Origin of the sequence: Actinoallomurus sp. NPDC052274, assembly GCF_040679475.1 — a bacterium.
Classification (GTDB): domain Bacteria; phylum Actinomycetota; class Actinomycetes; order Streptosporangiales; family Streptosporangiaceae; genus Actinoallomurus; species Actinoallomurus liliacearum.
In genome coordinates this window covers 19,357-38,469 of sequence record NZ_JBFAUT010000018.1, presented here as the reverse complement: position 1 = coordinate 38,469, position 19,113 = coordinate 19,357, and the positions used below count along the sequence as shown (strand labels likewise).

Below are 19,113 nucleotides of genomic sequence, written 5' to 3'. Positions count from 1 at the left end.
TGACCACGGCCGGGCCGTGGTCGGGGGCGTACGCCGTGAGAGGCGCGGGCCCGGTCAGGGACGGACGCTCGGCGGGGGCACCGCGACGTGGTGCAGGCGGGCCCACGCGCGGCCCATCGCGATGCGCTCCGGTCCGGAGGGATGGGTGTTCCAGAGCGCGTAGGCGAACCGGCTCGGGGACAGGTCGTCGAGGTTGCGGAGGCTGAGCGACCGCTGCATCGCCGCGAACGTCGCCGGGTCCCGCGTCAGTTCGAGGGAGTGCGCGTCGGCCCGGGCCTCGATGTGGCGGCTGACGAGGTTCTGCGCGGGTCCCGCCGCCTGGGCGAGAACGGTGACCGCGGCCAGCAGCAGCGCCGTCGACCGCGGGTCGGCCGCCGACCGTACGCCGGCCCGGCGCAGCAGGCGCGGCGAGGTCATCACCAGGTAGAGGACGCAGGCGCCGGTCGCGACCCCGAGGCCGCCGACGAGGGTGCCGGTCAGCACGTCGTTCCGCTTGGCGTGGCCGAGCTCGTGCGCGACGACGAGCTCGACCTCCTTCGGCGACTGGGACGCCAGGAGCGTGTCGTAGACGACGATGCGCCGGGTCGAGCCGAACCCCGAGACGTAGGCGTTCAGCTCGGTCGTGCGCTTCGACGCGTCGGCGACGAGGACGTCGCGCACCGGTACGCCGTCCGCGCGCGCCATCCGGAGCAGGTCCGTGCGCAACGGCCCGGCGGGCATCGAGGTGAAGGAGTTGAACAGCGGCTCGACCACCACCGGGTAGGCGTACGAGACGGCGGTGACGAGCAGGAAGCCGCCGACGGCCGCGCCCGCCCACCAGTGCCGCGGGAAGCGGCGGATGAGCAGGTGCAGGCCGAGCAGCGCGACGACCCAGATGACGAGGCTCACCCCGAACCCGGTGAGCCGGTCGCCGAACCACGACCCCCAGCCCTGGGTCGACAGGCCGTACCGTCGCAGCACCGACTCCGACCACGCGGCGAACGGCAGCGCGACCAGCTGGGTCAGCGCGGACAGCACCAGCGCGACGGCGATCAGGCGCAGGCCCCGCCGCCACGGCGCGGGCCTGGCGTCCGACGTGGACGGCCGCCGCACGACCCTGCCGAGCAGCCGGGCGCCCCAGGGCGTCAGGCCGAGGACGAGGACCACCACCAGGCCGGCGGCGAGCCCGGCGTACGCCGGACCGTCCATGGCCGCGCTGAACCTCTCGTTGCGCGCGATCTGCTCCCGCGTGAAGTCGAGCGCCGGATCCGCGACGGCCCGCCCGCCGGACAGCGGATGCCAGGGGGTCACCGCCGCCACGACGACGACCAGCAGCGCGCCCAGCACCACGGCGGCGACGGCCGCGGCGCGCCGGGGCGCCCCGCGCGCCTCCACCCGTGGAGCGGGCCCGGGATCGGCCTCGGTGCGCACGGGCGACCCGGCGCCCTCCTGCTCGCCGGCCTCCGTCAAGTGAGCTCCTTCCGCAGGTAGGCCCGCCACTGCGCGGCGAACCGGCTCGCGTCGACGCCGAGCACCTCACGCAGGGCGCGGTCCTCGATACGCGGGTCGCCGGCGTCGCCGGGTACCGCCGCGGCGGCCCGGTACAACCGGACCAGCCTGCCCTCACCGTAGCGCTCCGCGATCATCCGGCAGGCCAGCCACGCCTCCTCGTACGCGGCGGACAGGCGTTCGCCCGACCCGGTGAAGGCGCTGCGGCCCGGCGGCGCCGCCGGCAGGCCGTCGGAGGAGATCAGACCGGCCAGCTCGCGCGCCGCCGCCCGCGTCGAGACGCCGGCGCCCTTGTAGCCGACGTAGTCGGCCAGCCCTTCGACCAGCCACATGGGCGTGTGGCCGTCGCGGGCGCCGCCCATCGCGACGTGGACGAGTTCGTGGGTGAGGACGACGTGCCGGCCGAGCCCGTTCAGCCGGCCGAAGGCGGTGGGGGTGATGACCACGCGGTCCACGCCGCCGTTCGCCTCGCCCGCGCCGCCGCTGACGGTCGCGAGCGCGGCGATGTCGCCGAGGTTCCGGACGTCCCCCACGAGCTCCTCGGCCTGCTGCTCCGTCGCGGGCGCGAGCGCCACGACGCGCCGTGCCCAGCGGTCGCCCACGACCTTCGAGACCAGGCCGACCCCGGTGTCCAGCCGCCGGGCGATGTCGCGGAGTTCGGCGGTCCGCGTCTCCCCGCCCTCGGTGACTCCGGTGCCGTCCCCGACCCCCGCGCCGCCCTCGCCGAGGACCAGGCTGCGTTCGCCGCGGATGACGGTCAGGTCCGGCCCGTCCCAGATCTGCGGATCGTCGCGCAGGCCGTGCGTGGAGCCGTCACCGGACACGACCCAGCCGGTGCCCTGGCGCCGTTGGAAGGTGAGGTACTCGGTGTAGGCGGCGTCCTTCGTGTCGAAGCCGCGCAGCCGGTAGGTGAGCGTCAGCCGCGCCGTCCAGCCATCGTCGGCGGCCGCCGCGGCCCGGGTGTCCGCGAGCGACTCGCGCCACGCCGACAGGGGGACCTTCGCCAGATTGTCGAACAGCGTCTCCTGCCCGGCGCGGAACGCCTGCGCCGACGGGTCGACGGTGGCGAGGAAGGCCGTGCGGTCATGGGTGAGGACGGCGCGGGAGCGGCGTTGCAGCAGCGCCGTCACCGTCGCCGGGCTCGGCGCGGGCACCGTGGCCGCGCTCCGCAACGAGGCGGCCGCGTGCCCCGTCTCGCGGTGCAGGGCCGCGTAGCCGACCGCGGTGACCAGCTGCAGCGCGATCGCCACCCCGGTCAGCGCGGCGACCCGTCCCTGCCAGGTGCCCGCCGACGATGACATGCGCGTGATGTTGACTTCCGCTCCCCCGGCTAGAACCGGGCGATTCCTACCACGGTCGGCTGACCGTCTCGGTGGGTTCCTGCTTCACGGCGCTGCGCCGGGAGGACTCCCGGTCTTACCTGCGCTCCACAGGCTGTCACCGCCAGTCCGGCGGCCCGGCCGATGTTCACGGCCGCGTTGGTGTCCCGATCCAGGACGGTCCCGCACGTCCTGCACGTCCAGTGTCGGACGTGCAGGGGCTTGGGACCGTCCTTGGTGCCGCAGGCCGAGCACACCTGAGAGGTGGGCTCGAACCGGCCGATGCGCACGAGGGTACGGCCGTACCGTGCGGCTTTGTATTCCAGCATCGCGAGGAACTGAGCCCATCCGGCGTCGTGTACGGACTTGGCCATGCGCGTACGGGCGAGTCCGTTGATCGCCAGATTCTCCACCGCGATCGCTTGGTTCTCGCGGATCAGCTTGGTGGAGAGCTGGTGGTGGAACTCCCGCCGTGCGTCGGCCACCCTCGCGTGAGCGCGGGCGACCTTGTGCCGAGCCTTCTCCCGGTTGTTCGACCCCTTCACCTTGCGGCTCAGGGCCTGCTGGGCCCGGCCCGCGCTGTCCTTGATCACCGTCACGGTGGACGGCGCACACGGCAGGGCGCGGGACCACTTCACCCGCACATCACCGATCTTCGGAAGCCGCAGGTCACCGCCCGGCGTGATCGACCACCGGGCGTTCGCGGTGAACCGTACGCTCTGCCGGGTGTCCTTACGGGACTTGAAGCGGGGCTCTTGAACCTTCGGCCCTTTCCGGGCTCCCTTGAGCGAGGAGAAGAAGTTGGAGTAGGCCGCCTCCAGGTCCCGCAGGGGCTGTTGCAAGACGACTGCGGAGACCTCGCCGAGCCACGCGCGCTCCGGCGTCTTCTTCGCCTCGGTGATCACCCGCCTGGACAGCTCCGCCGCCTTCGGAAACGGCAGACCTTGCACCCGGGCATCCTTACGGACATGCAACGCGTCGTTGAACACCACGCGAGCGCACCCGAACGCCCTGGCCAGCGCCGCACGCTGGGGCCCGTTCGGGTACAGGCGAAACCCGTACCGAAGCTGCACGGCCACCAACGTACACAACTGATAATGCCCAGAGACCGAGATCCCTGACGAAGCACCGCCGGGGCCGTCCTTGCGGACGACCCCGGCGGTGATCAGCGGACTCGGCGCCGTGGTGTGCCGGTCCGGCGGACGATCCGGCTCAGTACGGCCGGGCCGCGCCGTAGAACGCGTGCTTGTAGTAGCTGTTGTTGTCGATCCGGATCTGCTTGATCCGCGTGCCGGTGTGCGACGCGTGGATCATGTAGATCTTGTGACCGACGACCTTCGAGATGATCCCGGTGTGGTTGTTGTCGTTGAAGTACACCAGGTCACCGGCCGCGAGGTTCTTCCAGCGGACGTGCCGCTTGATGTGGCGGTGCTGCTGGCCCGCGGTGCGCGGCAGCCGGACGCCGGCCTTGCGGTAGGAGTACTGCACCAGACCGGAGCAGTCGAACGTCTTGGGCCCGGCGCCCCCGTAGCGGTACCACTTGCCGATCTGCTTGCGGGCGATGGCGACCGCCTCCAGACCGACCTTGTGTCGCTGGCTCCAGGACTTGTGCTTCGTCGTCGCCTTGGCGACGGTGACGGCCGTCTGGGGGGTCGCGGCGTGCGCGGCGGTGGCCGTCAGGGCGACGGGTGCGAGGACCGCACCCGCGGCGACCATGCCTCCGGCGAGGCGGAGGCGCAGGGACGAAGCGGTCGAGGGGTTGCGAGACAGAGGTCTCTCCTTCCACTACGCCTACCGGGTTAGCTGTCGGGTTCGGGCTGGAAGCCGCCCTACGGCATGCCTGCGGGAGAACAGGCGCCCCGATTCACCCCCGTGAAATCCGCGCCTTTCGGCGCGATCGGTTCCCCGGCTCCGTGTGCCCACGGATTAGGCGTGCACGGCCACCCGCGGCCCGGTCGGGCCACTTCGGCGATGACCGTTGCTCTGCATCTCTGACAAGCCGGAAGCGGCATGTCCGCACGGCGCGTGTCGAACCGCACCCCGCTGACCGAGGCCCCCTCCGGCCGAGCGACACATGGCGTGCGCCGCGATCCGCACCGTCGGTGCGGAAGATTCGAAAGGTGTGACGCCGGCAGGCCGACCGGATCCGGTCCGCGCCTCGGCGCTCCGGCCGGGAGTCCGTCCCCCCGGCCTGTCGGCGTCCGTTGTTCAGTTGTCGATCGGTCGTCTCAGATGAGCCGGCCGCCGCCCATGAAGGTCGAGGTGTACCAGGCGTCGCTGAGGTTGGAGATCTTCACGACGTCGCCGGTGTGCGGGGCGTGCAGGAACTTGCCGTTGCCCAGGTAGAACCCGACGTGCCCGAGGTCGTGGAAGAAGACGAGGTCACCGGGCTGCAGGTCGGCCTTGGAGACCCGGCGACTGGCGTCCCACTGATCCGGCACCCAGTGGTTGAGCTTGATGCCGACCTTGCGGTAGGCGACCATCGTGATCCCGGAGCAGTCCCAGGTGCTCGGGCCCGAGCCGCCGAAGACGTACGGCTTGCCGAGCTGGGCGCAGGCGAACTTCAGCACGATCTCCGCCTTGCCCGAGGCGAGGACCGAGCAGTTCTCCTTGGAACTGCCCGGATCGATGCCGGCGCCGAGCTTGCGGACCAGGTTGAGCTGCCGCGCGATGGCCGCGTTGGCCTGCTTGCGCTGCGTCTCGAGCTGGTTCTTCTTGGCCGTGAGCTGCTGGGCGGCCTGAACGCGCAGCGCCTGCTCACGCTCCAGCCGCTGCGCGGAGGCGAGGTACTGCTGGAACTCCGCCGACCGGTTGTGCGCGATCTGGTTGAACGCCGACATCTGCGAGAGCACGGCGTCCGGGTCCTTGGAGCTCACCAGCTGGGGGATCGAGCCGTTGTCCCCGGTCTTGTAGGCGTCGACGGCGAGCTGCGCGACCCGCAGCCGCAGCTGCTGGAACGTCTTGCGCTCGGCCTGCACCGACTTGCTCAGCGCGTTGACCCGGCTCTGGGCCGCCTTCCAGTCCGCCTTGGTCTGGTTGTACTGGTTGCTCAGCTGGTCGACCTTGTCGTTCAGCTGCGCGAGCTCCTTCTTCGCCGCGCTCAGCGAAGAGCCGGGGTCCGCGTGCGCGGGAACCCCCGGCAGGGCGAGCCCCGCGACGGCGACGAACCCGACGGTCGTCAGGAACCGGCGGCCGGTCCTGGGCATGATCGTACGCTCCTTGGCCATGATGATCCGTTCCTAGAGCGCGCCCGCGCCGACGTAATGCGAGCTGTACCAGGGGTTGCTCAGGCTGTCGATCTTGACGTAAGAGCCCGTGTGCGGCGAGTGGATGAACTTGCCGCCGCCCACGTAGATGCCGACGTGCCCGAGGTTGTCGAAGAAGACCAGGTCGCCGGGGGACAGGGCGGACTGGGGAGTGACCCTGGTGGTGGCGTCGTACTGGTCCGGGACGACGCGGGGAATGGTCCTCCCCGCCGCCGCGTAGGCCTTCATCGTGAAGCCGGAGCAGTCGTACCGCGGGCCGGTGCCGCCGTAGAGGTACGGCGTGCCGCACTTGCTGTAGGCCCACTCGAGTACGGTCCGCGCCTTGCCGGTCGCCGAGCCCTGGTAGCCGCCGCCGCAGTTGCTCGCCACGGGACCGCTGTCACCGCCGCCGGAGTCCGCCGCCGGGCCCAGCTTCTTGACCAGGGCCTTCTGCTGCTCGACCGACTTCTCGATGCTCTTCTTCTTGGCGAGGAGAGCGTTCTTCTTCTGCACCAGGTCGGTGGTGCCCTGCTCGGCCTGCGCCTGCTGCCGCTGGAGCAACTGGGCGGCGTTGAGGAACTGGGTGAGCTCGGTGGAGCGGTTCTTGGACAGCTGCGCGAAGGCCGACATCTGGTCGAGCACCGTCTGCGGGTCCTTGGCCGAGACCAGGGCGGGGATGTCGGCGCCGTTCGAGCCGTTCTTGTACGCGGACGCGGCCATCTGCGCGACACGGACGCGGAGCTCGGCCCACGTCTGGCGCTGCTGCTTGACCGAGGCCTTGAGCGCCTTCAGCTTCTTGTCGGCCGCCGCCCACTGCTCTTTGGCCTTGTTGTAGTCGTTGTCCAGGTGGTCGACCTGCGAGTTCAGCTTGGCCAGCTTGGCCTTCGCCTGGCTCAGCGTCTCCTTGGGCTTCGCCTCGGCCGTACCGGCCGGCAGAGCCAGCGCCGCCGAGGCGGCGACGCACAGGGTGGCCAACGTGCGACCGCGGATCCAGCCGCTCATCGGCCGTCCGACGGCCGAGCCGTCGGCACTGCGCTCTGTTGCCACGATTTGCGGCACGCCCCTCTCCCACTGTCCGCCTACCGGGTTAGCTGACGGATTCGGGCGTGGAAGTCGCCCTACGGAGCCCACAGCGCTCCGATTCACCCCTGAAACCTGGTTCCCCGGCTCGTCGTGCCGGTGAGGATCCTACGGCCCGGAGCCCGGGCGTCCTCACCGAACGTGACGACTCGGCGGAAGCCGTCGCCGTCGCCTGGGGGGCGACGAACCAGCGACCGGCTCAGCGCGTGAGACTAGTCAAGTCTCACGCTGGTAACAACCGCTTCTCCGGGAATTCGAGCAATTCACGTCATTTACGCAACAGGGCGCGCGCGGATCGTCACGATGCGCGGTCGACGGAGATCGTCATTCGCAGGGGCGGGATCAGCCCCTCCGCGGCGAGAATGCCCAGCGCGCGGCGCTCGAGCGGATCAATGTCCAGGCCGGACTCGGGGATGGCGGGCATCATGGTGACGACGCAGTCGGCGCAGCCGACGTTGCGTAGCTCACACTTGGCGCAGTCGATGAGCACGAATTCCTCCTCGTGTCGTCGTCATTGCCAGACGTTACGAGGACCCACCGACAATTCCCTCCGCAATATCCACCCGCGCGGGCCGGGCCGGGCGGGCACGGACGGTCAGGTGCGGCCGAGACGGCGGAGGAGGAGCGACGACGGCGCCGGCCGGGCGTCGGCCCGCCGGGCCGAGTCGCAGACCTCCTGGTCGGAGGAGATGACCACCACGGCGCGCCCGCTCGGCTCGGCGCGGACCAGGTGGCCGATCAGCTCGTCGGCCGTCTGACCGGGCTCGCTGAACAGCACGCGCACACCGCGCGGCGCCTGCACGGCGACGGGGGCGTTCAGCTCCGCGCCGTCGAAGACCACCGTCACCTCCGCCTTGGTCTGCGCGTGCAGCACGCCCAGGCCCGAGACGAGGCGGGACCGCTGGTCGGCGAGCGGCAGGTCGCCGTACCCGGTCTTGGTGACGTTGTAGCCGTCGACGATGAGGTGCACCTGCGGGAGCGTGAGCAACTGGTCCAGGAGCGCCGGGTCGCTGTCGGCCAGCGCCCGTCCGGGCAGCGTGCGGTGCCCGGGACGGCTGGGCGTGATGCCGCCGACACTGTCGGCCGGCCGGGTGATGCCCGGCGGCAGCGCGATCTCGTCGCGGAGCCCCTTGGCGGCGTCGGTGAGGGCGTCGAGGAGGACGCGCAGCCGGGCCTCGTCGACGTTGCGGCCCTCGCGGGCGGCGCGCCGGGCGCTCTCGGCGGCGGCCTCGGCATGGGACAAGCGGCTGCGCAGCCGGCGCAGCTCCGCCTCGGCGGCGGCCGCCGCGACGGAGGACGCGGCACGCTCCTCCCCCAGCCGGCGGTCGAGCTCCTCCGCCCGCGCGTGCTCCCGCTTCGCCTTGCCCCGCGCCTCGTGCAGCCGCTTGCGCAGCTCGGCGTTCTCGGTGCGCAGCTCACGCAGCTCGGCGCGGAGCTTCTCGGTCTCCTCTGACCGGGTGGCCTTCACCGCGGCGATCTGGTCCCGGAGGTCGGCGACCTGGCGCATGACCTTGGCGTCCTCGGCGGCCGCCGCCGACCGCTCCAGGTCCCGGCGCGCGGTCTCGATCCGCTCGGCCCAGTCCGGCGGGCGCAGGAGGTACGCGAGGGCGGCCACGGTCACCGGGTCCGCGGCGGGCGGCACGGCGCCCGAGCCGACCGCTTCGGCCAGCACCGGCTCGCTCTCCCGTACGACATCGGCGACACGCTCGCGGAACCCGTTGTCGTCCTCGAGCTGGGCGGCGATCAGCGTCGCGGCCAGCCGGGCGCGGCGCCGGGGCTCGAACCGGGCCACCCGCCGGAGCGGCGGCGGGACCTCGTCGGGCCGCAGCCCGCCGATGACGCCGGCCGCGGCCTCGACGACACGCTGGCGCACCGCTTCGGGGAGCGGCTGATCGAGGTGTTCGCCCGGGCCGGTGTCGATGGTCTGCTCCTCATGGTCGCGGGGCGGCGCGCCGGGACGCGTGCGCCGGGCTCCGTGTCGCCGTCGCTGCCCAGCGTAGACGGCTCGGCGACCTACGGTCCGCAATCCCCCCGACGAATACCACAAGGTATCCGCGCGCCGGGTCGCCGCAACGAATGTGGATGCCGCAGAGTGGCCCCCGCCCCAGGCCGCCCGAACGAATGTCGGTCTTCCCGCGTACGGTTCCGCCCATGGCCTCCGTCGGCCCTGCGGTGCAGGGCACCCTCGATGACCTCGGCACCCCGCTGGCCGGCGTCACCTTCGTCGTCGTCGACCTCGAGACCACCGGAGGGTCGGCCAAGGAAGACGCGATCACCGAGATCGGCGCCGTCAAGGTGCGCGGCGGCGAGATCGTGGGCGAGTTCGCCACCCTCGTCGACCCCGGGATGGCGATCCCTCCCTTCATCTCGGTGATCACCGGCATCACGCAGCAGATGGTCGTGGCGGCTCCCCGCATCGGCGAGGTCCTGCCGTCGTTCCTGGAGTTCGCCGGGGGCGCGGTCCTGGTCGCGCACAACGCGCCGTTCGACATGGGCTTCCTGAAGGCGGCCTGCGCCGCGCAGGAGCGGCCCTGGCCGGCGCCGCCGGTGGTGGACACCGCCGACCTCGCGCGCCGCGTCCTCACCCGCGACGAGGTCCCCAACTGCAAGCTCGCCACCCTCTCCCGTTTCTTCCGGGCCCGCGTCGAGCCCTGTCACCGCGCGCTCACCGACGCCCGCGCGACCGTCGACGTCCTGCACGGCCTGCTGGAGCGCGCCGGGGCGTTCGGTGTGGAGACCCTGGAGGAGCTCACCGGCTTCCAGCGCGCGCCGACGCCGGAGCAGCGGAGCAAGCGCCACCTGGCCGACGGTGTGCCCGCCGCGCCGGGCGTCTACCTCTTCGAGGACGCGCGCGGCGAGGTGCTCTACGTCGGCAAGAGCGGCCGGCTGCGCAGCCGCGTCACCTCCTACTTCACCGCCTCGGAGACCCGCCGGCACGTCCGCGAGATGATCGGCGTCGCCGAGCGGGTCCGCACCATCGTGTGCGCGAGCCCCCTCGAGGCCGAGGTCCGCGAGCTGCGACTCATCGCGGCGCACAAGCCGCGCTACAACCGCCGGTCGCGCCACCCGGAGCGGGCGGTCTGGCTGAAGCTCACCGCCGAGTCCTTCCCCCGGCTGTCGATCGTCCGGGAGGTGCGCGACGACGGTGCCGCCTACCTCGGCCCGTTCGGCAGCACCCGCACGGCCGAGGAGGCGCGCGCCGCCGTGCACGACGCCGTCCCCCTGCGCCAGTGCACCCAGCGGCTCACCCTGCGGCTGATCGAGACCCGCCGGGCCGCCACCTGCGCGCTCGCCGAGCTCGGCCGCTGCGGTGCCCCGTGCGAGGGCCGGCAGGCGCCGGAGGACTACTCCCGCCACGCCTCCCTGGCCCGGCGGATCCTGGAGGGCGACGTCCGTCCGGTCGTCGCCGCCGCGCGGGCCCGCATCGACCGGCTCGCCGGCGAGCTGCGCTACGAAGAGGCGGCGGTGCAGCGCGACCGGCTGGCCGCCTTCGTCCGCGGCGCGGCGCGCTGCCAGCGCCTGTCCGCCCTGGCCGGACTCGCGCAGTTGGTCGCGGCCCGGCCGGCCTTCGACGGCGGCTGGGAGCTGCACGTCGTCCGCCACGGGCGCCTCGCCGCCGCCGGCACCGTTCCCCCGCACGCCCACCCCGTCCCGTACGTCGAGGCGCTGGTCGCCACCGCCGAGACCGTGCGGCCCGGCATCGGGGCCACCCCGCGGGCCTCCGCCGAGGAGATGGAGTGCGTGCTGCGCTGGCTCGACTCCCCCGGCGTGCGCCTCGTCGAGGTCGACGGCACGTGGACCTGTCCGCCGCACGGCGCCGAGAGCGTGCGTCAGTGGATCGAGAGCGCCGCCGCGCGCCCCGATTCCCGTAAGGTTGACCGCGCCGGTCGGCCGATGCGATAGGAGCAGGTGTGGCGCTGCCGCTGTACGACAACCAGCCGACGCGGCGCGCGCCTCTGGTCACCTACCTGCTGATCGCCGCCAACGTGGTCATCTTCCTGCTGTCGCCGATCGCCTCGATCGGCCACCACGGCGAAGGGGTCGAACAGCGCCGGTGCGAGCAGGTGACGTTCCTGCTGAAGTACGGCGCCGTCCCGAAGGAGATGGTCTCGAACCGGCAGAATCCGGTGCCGGAGGAGGTCGCCCACCTCTGCGCGCCGAAACCGTTCCACAAGCGGCCGTGGCTGTCCGCGCTGTCGTCGATGTTCCTGCACGGCGGCGTCGCCCACATCCTCGGCAACATGGTGTACCTCTTCATCTTCGGCGCGGCGACCGAGGACCGCCTCGGCCGGCTCCGGTTCCTGGTCTTCTACCTTCTGGTCGGCTACATCGCGGCGTACGGTTTCGCGATCACCTACCCCGGCTCCGACACCCCCCTGGTCGGCGCGTCCGGCGCCATCGCGGGCGTGCTCGGCTCCCACCTCGTGCTCTACCCGCGGTCGCGGACGATCGCGCTGATCCTGTCGATCTTCCCGTTCCGGCTGCCGTCCTGGACGCTGCTCGTCCAGTTCTTCGTGTTCCAGTGGCTCAGCCTCGGCGACAGCCAGAGCCAGACCGCGTACGTCGCGCACATCTACGGCTTCGTCGCCGGGGTGATCGTCGGCCTGCTCGTCCGGCGCGGCACCGTGGCCCGCAAGTCGGCCGCCCTCAGCTGGACCTAGCGGGCGCCATCCAGCACGGCCCCCTCCACTAGGCTTTGCGACGGGCGATCCGACATCGCGCGCAACCCACGCAGGAGGCATTCCGTGATCACCGCCATCGTGCTCATCAAGGCCGACGTCTCGCGCATCCCGGAGGTCGCCGAGATCATCGCCGGTCTCGACGGGGTGAGCGAGGTCTACTCGGTGACCGGGGAGTTCGACCTGGTCGCGCTGGTGCGCGTGCGGCAGTACGAGCAGATCGCGGATGTCATCCCCGGCGGCCTGAACAAGGTCGCCGGCGTGACGCACACCGAGACCCACATCGCCTTCCGCACGTACTCCCAGCACGACCTGGAGGCCGCGTTCGCCCTCGGCCTGCCGGACGGGGACTGACCGGGCCGGGACGAGCGGCGCCGGCGAGGCCGCCCACGCCCGCCCCGGCGACCACTCCTCGGCCCGCGCAGGCGAGTCGCCCCTCGTGCTCGGCGCCTCATCCTTCCCAGAACACGCGGAACGGCCCGCCACCCGGAATCGGGTGGCGGGCCGTACTCGTGTGCGGGCGGCGGCGTCAGTGGTGGCTGATCGCCCTGCTGCCGCCGGTGCCGCCGGGCTCGACGCCGCCCGCCTCGAGGTCCTCCTCGGCGTGCGGGCTGGTGTCGTCGTGCCCCTCGTCGTGGCCGTCCGCCGGGACGTCGTCGGCGGTGAAGGCACGGTTGAGGTTCTTGCGCAGCTTGCCCAGCGGGCCACGCGCGGACGGCGCCGGAACGCCGTTCTCGTCCTCGTCCTCGATCGCCAGGTCCGGCAGCGGCTTCTTGCCGGTGAGCACCGCCTTGTCCTCGTCGCGCGCCGGCTCGTGCACCTCGATGAACTCACCGCTCGGCAGCCGCATGATGATGCCGGACTCGACACCGTGGTGCAGGATGTCCTGATCCTTGCGCTGCAGGCCGAGGCAGAGCCGCTTGGTGACGAAGTACGCGAGGGCGGGGCCGATGAAGACGGCGAACCGGAAGAACCACGTCGTCGCGTACAGGGACACGTGGAACTTGTCGGCGATGACGTCGTTACCGCCAGCCAGCCACAGCAGACCGTAGAAGGTGACCGCGGTCATGCCGACGGCGGTACGGAACGGGGCGTTCCGCGGCCGGTCGGCGATGTGGTGGATCCGTTTGTCGCCGGTGGCCCACTGCTCGATGAACGGCCAGAGGGCCGCGCCGGTCATGATGAGCCCCAGCGGCACGAGCGCGGGAACGAGGACGTTCCACGAGACCGTGTGACCCCACAGGTTGGTCTCCCAGTTGGGCATGATGCGCAGCGCGCCCTCGAGGAAGCCCATGTAGAAGTCGGGCTGCGAGCCGGCCGTGATCGAGTCGGGCGTGTACGGGCCGAACAGCCAGATCGGGTTGATCTGGGCGAACGTCCCGAGCAGCGCGATGACCGCGAAGGTGAACATGAAGAAGGCACCGGCCTTGATCATGAACACCGGGTAGAACGGCTTGCCGATGACGTTCTTCTCCGCGCGGTTCTTGCCCGGGAACTGGGTGTGCCCCTGGTGCCACAGGATCATGAAGTGCGCGCCGACCAGCGCCAGCAGGATGCCGGGGATCAGCAGGACGTGCACCGTGTACAGGCGCGGGATGAAGTCGTGACCCGGGAAGTCGCCGCCGAAGGCGAAGTAGAACAGGTACGTCCCGACCAGTGGGATCGACTGCATGACGCCCTGGGTGATCCGCAGACCGGTGCCGGAGAGCAGGTCGTCCGGCAGCGAGTAGCCGAACAGGCCCTCCAGCAGCGCCAGCGTGAACAGGCCCAGGCCGATCAGCCAGTTGACCTCGCGCGGCTTGCGGTACGCGCCGGTGAAGAAGACGCGCAGCATGTGCACCGTGAGCGAGGCCACGAACATGACCGCGGCCCAGTGGTGGATCTGCCGCATGAGCAGGCCACCGCGCACGTCGAAGCTGATGTTCAGCGTCGAGCTGTACGCCTCGCTCATGTGCACGCCGACGAGCTTGGTGTAGTGCCCGTTGTACACGACCTCGGACATGCTGGGCTTGAACCACAGCGTCAGGAACGTGCCCGTCGCGAGCAGGATGATGAAGGAGTAGAGCGCGATCTCCCCGAGCATGAACGACCAGTGGTCGGGGAAGACCTTCTTCATCTTGCCGCGGAGGAATCCCGCGGTGCCGAAGCGCTCGTCGAGGAAGCCGATCGCGCCGTCGACCGCCTTCGGGGGTGCTTGCGTCGTCATTGGTCGCTCACCGATCCTCGCTCATCGAATCGGTCGCCGATGAGGGTTGTCATGCCTTGGGCCTCCCCCGCTCCCAGAAGCTGGGTCCGACCGGCTCGTGGAAGTCGCTCGTCGCGATGAGGTAACCCTCGGAGTCGACGCCGATGGGCAGCTGCGGCAGCGGCCGGGCCGCCGGACCGAAGATGACCTTGGCGCCGTCGAGCGCGTCGAACGTCGACTGGTGGCAGGGGCACAGGATGTGGTGCGTCGTCTGCTCGTACAGCGCGGCCGGGCAGCCGACGTGCGTGCAGATCTTGGAGTAGGCGATGATGCCGCCGACGTTCCAGTTCTCCCGGCCCTTCTTGACCTTGAGCTGGTCCTCCGGAACGTTGATCAGCAGCACCGTGGCCTTGGCGAGCTCGTCGAGGTTGTCCTCGGCGCCCTCCGGGATGACGGTGATGATGCCGCCCGGGGAGTTGAAGTCGGACGGCTTCAGCGGCTGGCCGGTGCCGTCGACGACGAGCCGGGTGCCCTTCTTCCACGAGGTGTGGCGGAGCTTCTTCTCCGGCAGCGGGCCCAGGTCGCGCAGCAGGATCAGCGGGAGCAGACCCAGCGGCGCGGAGGCCAGCAGCAGGGAGCGGCGCAGCAGCGGCCGCTTGGTGATGCCGCTCTCCTCGGCGCCCTGGAGGAAGTACTCGTTGAAGACCTGCCGGTCCTCGGCCGGGGACGCCAGCTCGTGCCGCTCCTGGATGATCTCCTTGGTCGTCATCAGGTGACGAACCCAGATCGTCATGCCGACGGCCATGCCGAGGAAGATCACCGTGAGCGCGCTGCCCAGGGCGTAGTTCGAGTGCATCGCGCGGACGATGTCGTCGTTGCCGACGTGGCCCGGCCACACGGCGTAGAAGACGATGAACGCGACGCCCGCGAGGAAGGTCAGGAAGAAGAAGAACGCCGCCGCACGCTCGGCCTTGCGCGCCTTCACCGGGTCGAGCTTGTACCCGGTGCTCTCCCCGCCGTCTCCCTCGGACGGCAGCAGGTCATGGCTCTGCACCTGCGGCGGAGTGCCGATGACGCGCTTCGGCGCCCGCTCCTCTTCGGAGGGCGCTCCGTGAGTCTCGTTGGTCTCAGACATTGTGCTTCTTCTTGGGCTTCCTGGCGGTGATCCACATCGCCGCGATGACGATCAGTCCAAGTCCGACCAGCCAGCCGGCCAGGCCCTCGGCCACCGGGCCGACCCGGCCGAGACCGTTGCCGCCGGGATTCGGCTCGCTGCGGGTCTGGGTGACGTACGCGATGATCGCCCGCTTCTGCGCCGGCGTCAGCGTGGTGTCGTTGAAGACCGGCATGGCCTGCGGGCCGGTGAGCATGGCCTCGTAGATCTGCTCGGGCGTCGCCTTGGTCAGCGGCGGGGCGTACTTGCCTCCGGTCAGTGCCCCACCGGAGCCGGCGAAGTTGTGGCACTGCGCGCAGTTCGCCCGGAAGAGCTTTCCGCCCATGGCCGCGTCGCCGCTCGCCGGGTCGACCTGGTCCTTCGACGGGATCGCGGGGCCGCCGCCGAGAGAGGCGATGTACGCGGCGATCTGACGCGTCTGCTCCTCGTTGAAGACCGGCTTCTTGCGCGGAATCTGCGCGCCGAGGTTCATGGCGGGCATCCGCCCGGTGCCGACCTGGAAGTCGACCGAGGCCGCGCCGACGCCGAGCAGGCTGGGGGCGTTCTTCGTACCCTCGGCGTTGGCTCCGTGGCAGCTCGAGCAGGCCTGGTTGAACAGCTGCTTGCCCTTGGCCACGTCCTGATCCGACGCCGCCGCGGCGGCCGCCTGTGCTCGGTCAGTGCGCGGCGAAACACCGGCGTAGGCGACGCCGATGATCGCGAGCGCGGCCAGCACAACGGCGTAGCCCGCCCACGGGCGCCGTCGCCATGCGGTGATCCATTTCACGGAAGAGATCCCTCGTTCTGGGTCAGGTGAAGATCTTGTCGATCCCGTAGATGGTGAAGAACAGCCCCACCCAGACCGCATCGACAAAGTGCCAGTAGTAGGACACGACGATGGCGCTCGTCGCCTGCTCATGTGTCCAGCGCTTCGCGGCGTACGTGCGTCCCAGCATGAAGATGAACGCGATCAGTCCACCGGTCACGTGCAGCCCGTGGAAGCCCGTGGTCAGGTAGAAGACCGAGCCGTACGCGCTGCTGGAGATCGTCGTGCCCTCGTGAATGAGACTGCGGTACTCATTCAGCTGGCCGGCCACGAAGACCGCGCCCATGAGGAAGGACAGGACGTACCACTCGCGCAGACCCCAGCGCTTGAGGTTGAAGATCGACCCCAGGCGCCTGACCTGCCCCCGTTCCGCGGCGAACACGCCCATCTGGCAGGTCACACTGGACATCAGCAGGATGAAGGTGTTGGCCGAGGCGTACGGGATGTCCAAGTGGGCCTGGGGCCACGCGCCGCCGTCCCCCTTGGTCACCGACCGGATGGTGAAGTACATCGCGAACAGCGCCGCGAAGAACATGAGCTCAGACGACAGCCACACGATCGTGCCCACGCTTACGAGGTTGGGCCGGTTGGCGTGGGACCGGGGTGCCGTTTCTGTCGCGGTTGCTGTTGCCACGGGCAGCATTATTGCGGCACCCGCCCGCGCTCCGTGCAGGACCCCCCTGTAGAGGCGATTCGCCTCCTCACAGCACGTCGCACGCGCCCCGGACGGACGGCCCTACCCGCCGCCGCGCCATCTCCCGGTAGCATCGGGCACGTAGCACGCGACCACGTAACCCATGGATGAGCCGATGAGCACCGAAGAGACCATGAAGGTCCTCGTTTACAGCGACGACGCGAACACCCGCAACGAGGTGCGGCTCGCGATCGGCCGCCGCCCCGCCCCCGGCCTGCCGAAGGTCGAGTTCGTCGAGGTCGCGACGGAGCCCGCGGTTTTCGTCCACCTCGACAGGGGCGACATCGACGTGGTGATCCTCGACGGCGAGGCGCGCCCGGCCGGCGGCATGGGCATCTGCCGGCAGGCCAAGGACGAGATCTACCACTGCCCGCCGATCATGGTCATCATCGCCCGCCGCGACGACGGCTGGCTGGCGACCTGGTCCCGCGCCGACGCCGTGGCCTCCCAGCCGATCGACCCGGTCGCGCTGGCCGAGGGCGTCGCCGACCTGATGCGCCGCCGCCTGGAGGGGCGCGTCGGCGGCTCCGAGCCCCGCCTGTCCGTCCAGTAGCCGTCCGCCGCCGCGGACGCCGGCGTACCCCGAAGAGGCACCCATGGACCCGCGTACGACGTGGCCCGCGCTCCTCAACGCGCTGATCGACGGCGAGTCGCTGTCGTCAGACGAGACCGCCTGGGCGATGAACGAGATCATGTCCGGTCAGGCGACCGACGTGCAGATCGCCGGCTTCGCGGTCGCGCTGCGGGCCAAGGGCGAGACCGTCGCCGAGGTCGCGGGGCTCGCCGAGGGGATGCTCGGGCACGCGCGGCCCATCACCGTGCCCGGGCGCGCGGTCGACCTCGTCGGCACCGGCGGGGACCGCGCGCACACCGTCAACGTCTCCACCATGGGCGCGATCGTCGCCGCCTCCGTCGGCGCGCGCATGGTCAAGCACGGCAACCGTGCCGCGTCGTCGTCCTGCGGCGCCGCGGACCTGCTCGAGGAGCTCGGCGTCGTCATCGACCTGCCGCCGGAGGCGACGGCGCGGGTCGCCGACGAGGTCGGCATCACGTTCTGCTTCGCCCCGCTCTACCACTCCGCGCTCAAGTACGCCTCGAAGACGCGCGCCGAGCTGCGGGTACCGACGGTGTTCAACTTCCTCGGGCCGCTCACCAACCCGGCCCGGCCCTCCGCTCAGGCGGTGGGCGTGTTCCACCCGCGCATGGCGGGGATCATGGCCGGAGTGTTCGCCGAGCGCGGCTGCTCGTCGCTGGTGTTCCGCGGCGACGACGGGCTCGACGAGCTGACCACCACCTCCACGTCGGTCATCTGGGTGGTCCGCGACGGCACCGCCACCGAGACCGTCTTCGACCCGGCCGACCTCGGCATCCCCCGCGCCACGCCGGACGACCTGCGCGGCGCCGACGCCGCGCACAACGCCCGCGTGGCCCACGCGGTGCTGGGCGGGGAGCGCGGCCCGGTGCGCGACATCGTGGCCCTCAACGCCGCAGCGGCGCTCGTGGTGGCGGAGGGCGCCCCTCAGGCCGACGCGCTGACCGAGACGCTCGCGGCGGCGTACACCCGCGCCCTGGAGGCCATCGACTCCGGTGCGGCCGCCGCCCTGCTGGACCGCTGGATCGCCGCCACCCGCCGCCACGCGGCCTGAGCCCCACCACACCGTCTGAGCCCCACCACGCCGCCTGAGCTTCGCCGCGCCTCGTCCGAGCCCCACCGCGCCGCCTGAGCCGCACCACGCCGGCTGAGCTTCGCCGCGCCTCGCCCGAGCCCCACCACGTCGGCTGAGCTTCACCACACCGTCTGAGCCCCACCACGCCGCCTGACTCCTGCGGCGCGCCACCACGCGCCGCACCGACCGTCCGGACCGCCCTGCTCGCGCCGCCTTCGGGCGCGCGTGTGCGGAAGGCTCGGTGAAGGCCGTACGTCCGGCCTCGCGGAAACGGCGAAGCGGGCCGAACAGGATGGCGGTCGTTACGTTCTCCGAGACTTCTGTACGGACGCACGAAGGCCGGCACCGCCTGCGCGGTGCCGGCCTTCCGTTGCCTCTGCCTCAGTGCGAGAAGTGGCCTCGGTAGTACTCGAAGACGAACCCGATCGCCGCGAGGACGACCCCGAGCATCCCGATGAGCAGCAGCCACCAGCCGAACACGGCGCCGAGCGCGGCCGTCGCGGCGGCGAGCGCCGTGAACAGCGGCCACCAGCTGTGCGGGCTGAAGAACCCGAGCTCACCGGCGCCCTCGGCGATGTCGGCGTCCTTGTCGTCCTCCGGCCGCGGGTCGATCCGCCGGCCGGTGAACAGCAGGTAGAAACCGGTGAGACCCGCCAGGCCGATGGTCAGCGCCAGCGCCGTCGTACCGGTCGGGTCGTGCGACCACAGCCAGTAGATGGCGTCCATCACCGCGAAGAACAGGGCGCAGAAGACGAACAGGTAACCCTCGATCTTCAT

18 protein-coding genes and 2 riboswitches are annotated in these 19,113 nt (G+C 71.2%); of the genes, 5 read left to right on the top strand and 13 right to left on the bottom strand.

The genetic code is table 11. The features are described 5' to 3' along the window. Window positions 1-54: 54 nt before the first annotated feature. The 8 genes from AB0K82_RS17465 to AB0K82_RS17430 all read right to left on the bottom strand — a co-directional run bounded on the left by AB0K82_RS17465 (window position 55) and on the right by AB0K82_RS17430 (window position 9,005). A complete protein-coding gene (locus AB0K82_RS17465; RefSeq protein WP_364397986.1) occupies window positions 55-1,449 on the bottom strand; it encodes a M48 family metallopeptidase in 1,395 nt (464 codons plus the stop codon). Then, a complete protein-coding gene (locus AB0K82_RS17460; RefSeq protein WP_364397985.1) occupies window positions 1,446-2,789 on the bottom strand; it encodes a hypothetical protein in 1,344 nt (447 codons plus the stop codon). The genes AB0K82_RS17465 and AB0K82_RS17460 overlap by 4 nt, the downstream gene beginning before the upstream one ends. A 29-nt stretch (window positions 2,790-2,818) precedes the next feature. Further along, complete coding sequence (locus tag AB0K82_RS17455; protein ID WP_364397983.1) at window positions 2,819-3,880, bottom strand: RNA-guided endonuclease TnpB family protein; 1,062 nt, start codon at window positions 3,878-3,880, stop codon at window positions 2,819-2,821. A 139-nt stretch (window positions 3,881-4,019) separates the two neighbouring features. After that, a complete protein-coding gene (locus AB0K82_RS17450) occupies window positions 4,020-4,523 on the bottom strand; it encodes a C40 family peptidase (RefSeq protein WP_364397981.1) in 504 nt (167 codons plus the stop codon). Between the two features lie 57 nt (window positions 4,524-4,580). Beyond that, a riboswitch (cyclic di-AMP (ydaO/yuaA leader) is annotated at window positions 4,581-4,750 on the bottom strand. Between the two features lie 285 nt (window positions 4,751-5,035). Then, the gene (locus tag AB0K82_RS17445; RefSeq protein WP_364397979.1) at window positions 5,036-6,013 is read right to left on the bottom strand and encodes an NlpC/P60 family protein; all 978 of its coding nucleotides are present in this window, start codon (window positions 6,011-6,013) and stop codon (window positions 5,036-5,038) included. Window positions 6,014-6,046: 33 nt separating this feature from the next. Then, entirely contained in the window at window positions 6,047-7,111 is a 1,065-nt protein-coding gene (locus AB0K82_RS17440; protein WP_364397977.1) for an NlpC/P60 family protein, read from the bottom strand. Window position 7,112: 1 nt separating this feature from the next. After that, a riboswitch (cyclic di-AMP (ydaO/yuaA leader) is annotated at window positions 7,113-7,244 on the bottom strand. A 186-nt stretch (window positions 7,245-7,430) separates the two neighbouring features. Further along, window positions 7,431-7,622 carry a hypothetical protein gene (locus AB0K82_RS17435; RefSeq protein ID WP_364397975.1) on the bottom strand — a complete coding sequence of 64 codons (192 nt, stop codon included), beginning with the start codon at window positions 7,620-7,622 and terminating at the stop codon, window positions 7,431-7,433. 105 nt (window positions 7,623-7,727) lie between these two features. Next, window positions 7,728-9,005 (bottom strand): NYN domain-containing protein, encoded by a 1,278-nt coding sequence (locus AB0K82_RS17430; RefSeq protein ID WP_364397974.1) that lies wholly within the window; start codon window positions 9,003-9,005, stop codon window positions 7,728-7,730. 278 nt (window positions 9,006-9,283) lie between these two features. On the opposite strand from AB0K82_RS17430, the gene AB0K82_RS17425 reads away from it, so the two are divergent. The 3 genes from AB0K82_RS17425 to AB0K82_RS17415 all read left to right on the top strand — a co-directional run bounded on the left by AB0K82_RS17425 (window position 9,284) and on the right by AB0K82_RS17415 (window position 12,165). Beyond that, window positions 9,284-11,035 carry a DEDD exonuclease domain-containing protein gene (locus tag AB0K82_RS17425; RefSeq protein WP_364397973.1) on the top strand — a complete coding sequence of 584 codons (1,752 nt, stop codon included), beginning with the start codon at window positions 9,284-9,286 and terminating at the stop codon, window positions 11,033-11,035. An 8-nt stretch (window positions 11,036-11,043) separates the two neighbouring features. Continuing rightward, window positions 11,044-11,793, top strand: coding sequence for a rhomboid family intramembrane serine protease (locus tag AB0K82_RS17420; RefSeq protein WP_364397971.1), 750 nt, complete (start codon window positions 11,044-11,046; stop codon window positions 11,791-11,793). Between the two features lie 84 nt (window positions 11,794-11,877). Next, window positions 11,878-12,165: an Lrp/AsnC ligand binding domain-containing protein gene (locus AB0K82_RS17415; RefSeq protein ID WP_345357968.1), complete on the top strand. Its 288-nt coding sequence runs from the start codon at window positions 11,878-11,880 to the stop codon at window positions 12,163-12,165. Between the two features lie 175 nt (window positions 12,166-12,340). Here AB0K82_RS17415 and AB0K82_RS17410 read toward each other — a convergent pair whose 3' ends face one another. Genes AB0K82_RS17410 through AB0K82_RS17395 form a run of 4 tightly spaced genes read right to left on the bottom strand, consistent with a single transcriptional unit; the run spans window position 12,341 to window position 16,618 of the window. Beyond that, window positions 12,341-14,017, bottom strand: a complete 1,677-nt coding sequence (locus AB0K82_RS17410; protein ID WP_364397969.1) for a ubiquinol-cytochrome c reductase cytochrome b subunit — start codon at window positions 14,015-14,017, stop codon at window positions 12,341-12,343. A gap of 49 nt (window positions 14,018-14,066) precedes the next feature. Then, on the bottom strand, window positions 14,067-15,131 hold the full coding sequence (locus AB0K82_RS17405; protein ID WP_364397967.1) for a Rieske 2Fe-2S domain-containing protein: 1,065 nt from the start codon (window positions 15,129-15,131) through the stop codon (window positions 14,067-14,069). Next, window positions 15,124-15,936, bottom strand: a complete 813-nt coding sequence (locus AB0K82_RS17400; protein ID WP_364397965.1) for a c-type cytochrome — start codon at window positions 15,934-15,936, stop codon at window positions 15,124-15,126. The genes AB0K82_RS17405 and AB0K82_RS17400 overlap by 8 nt, the downstream gene beginning before the upstream one ends. A 22-nt stretch (window positions 15,937-15,958) precedes the next feature. Continuing rightward, a complete protein-coding gene (locus AB0K82_RS17395) occupies window positions 15,959-16,618 on the bottom strand; it encodes a heme-copper oxidase subunit III (RefSeq protein ID WP_345357956.1) in 660 nt (219 codons plus the stop codon). A gap of 166 nt (window positions 16,619-16,784) precedes the next feature. Between AB0K82_RS17395 and AB0K82_RS17390 the strand changes: the two genes are divergently transcribed. Both AB0K82_RS17390 and trpD read left to right on the top strand, forming a co-directional pair. After that, window positions 16,785-17,222 (top strand): hypothetical protein, encoded by a 438-nt coding sequence (locus AB0K82_RS17390; protein WP_364397963.1) that lies wholly within the window; start codon window positions 16,785-16,787, stop codon window positions 17,220-17,222. A 43-nt stretch (window positions 17,223-17,265) separates the two neighbouring features. After that, complete coding sequence (trpD, locus tag AB0K82_RS17385; protein WP_364397961.1) at window positions 17,266-18,315, top strand: anthranilate phosphoribosyltransferase; 1,050 nt, start codon at window positions 17,266-17,268, stop codon at window positions 18,313-18,315. A gap of 402 nt (window positions 18,316-18,717) precedes the next feature. Here the strand turns inward: trpD and AB0K82_RS17380 are convergent, their stop codons facing one another. After that, window positions 18,718-19,113, bottom strand: coding sequence for a cytochrome c oxidase subunit 4 (locus AB0K82_RS17380; RefSeq protein ID WP_345357947.1), 396 nt, complete (start codon window positions 19,111-19,113; stop codon window positions 18,718-18,720).

Excerpts from the sequence above, each read along its gene's own strand:
- AB0K82_RS17460 (WP_364397985.1), bottom strand. The coding sequence starts at position 2,789 with ATGTCATCGTCGGCGGGCACCTGGCAGGGACGGGTCGCCGCGCTGACC.
- AB0K82_RS17450 (WP_364397981.1), bottom strand. The coding sequence starts at position 4,523 with ATGGTCGCCGCGGGTGCGGTCCTCGCACCCGTCGCCCTGACGGCCACC.
- AB0K82_RS17445 (WP_364397979.1), bottom strand. The coding sequence starts at position 6,013 with ATGCCCAGGACCGGCCGCCGGTTCCTGACGACCGTCGGGTTCGTCGCC.
- AB0K82_RS17425 (WP_364397973.1), top strand. The coding sequence starts at position 9,284 with ATGGCCTCCGTCGGCCCTGCGGTGCAGGGCACCCTCGATGACCTCGGC.
- AB0K82_RS17410 (WP_364397969.1), bottom strand. The coding sequence starts at position 14,017 with ATGACGACGCAAGCACCCCCGAAGGCGGTCGACGGCGCGATCGGCTTC.
- AB0K82_RS17405 (WP_364397967.1), bottom strand. The coding sequence starts at position 15,131 with ATGTCTGAGACCAACGAGACTCACGGAGCGCCCTCCGAAGAGGAGCGG.
- AB0K82_RS17395 (WP_345357956.1), bottom strand. The coding sequence starts at position 16,618 with ATGCTGCCCGTGGCAACAGCAACCGCGACAGAAACGGCACCCCGGTCC.
- AB0K82_RS17390 (WP_364397963.1), top strand. The coding sequence starts at position 16,785 with ATGAGCACCGAAGAGACCATGAAGGTCCTCGTTTACAGCGACGACGCG.
- trpD (WP_364397961.1), top strand. The coding sequence starts at position 17,266 with ATGGACCCGCGTACGACGTGGCCCGCGCTCCTCAACGCGCTGATCGAC.
- AB0K82_RS17380 (WP_345357947.1), bottom strand. The coding sequence starts at position 19,113 with ATGAAGATCGAGGGTTACCTGTTCGTCTTCTGCGCCCTGTTCTTCGCG.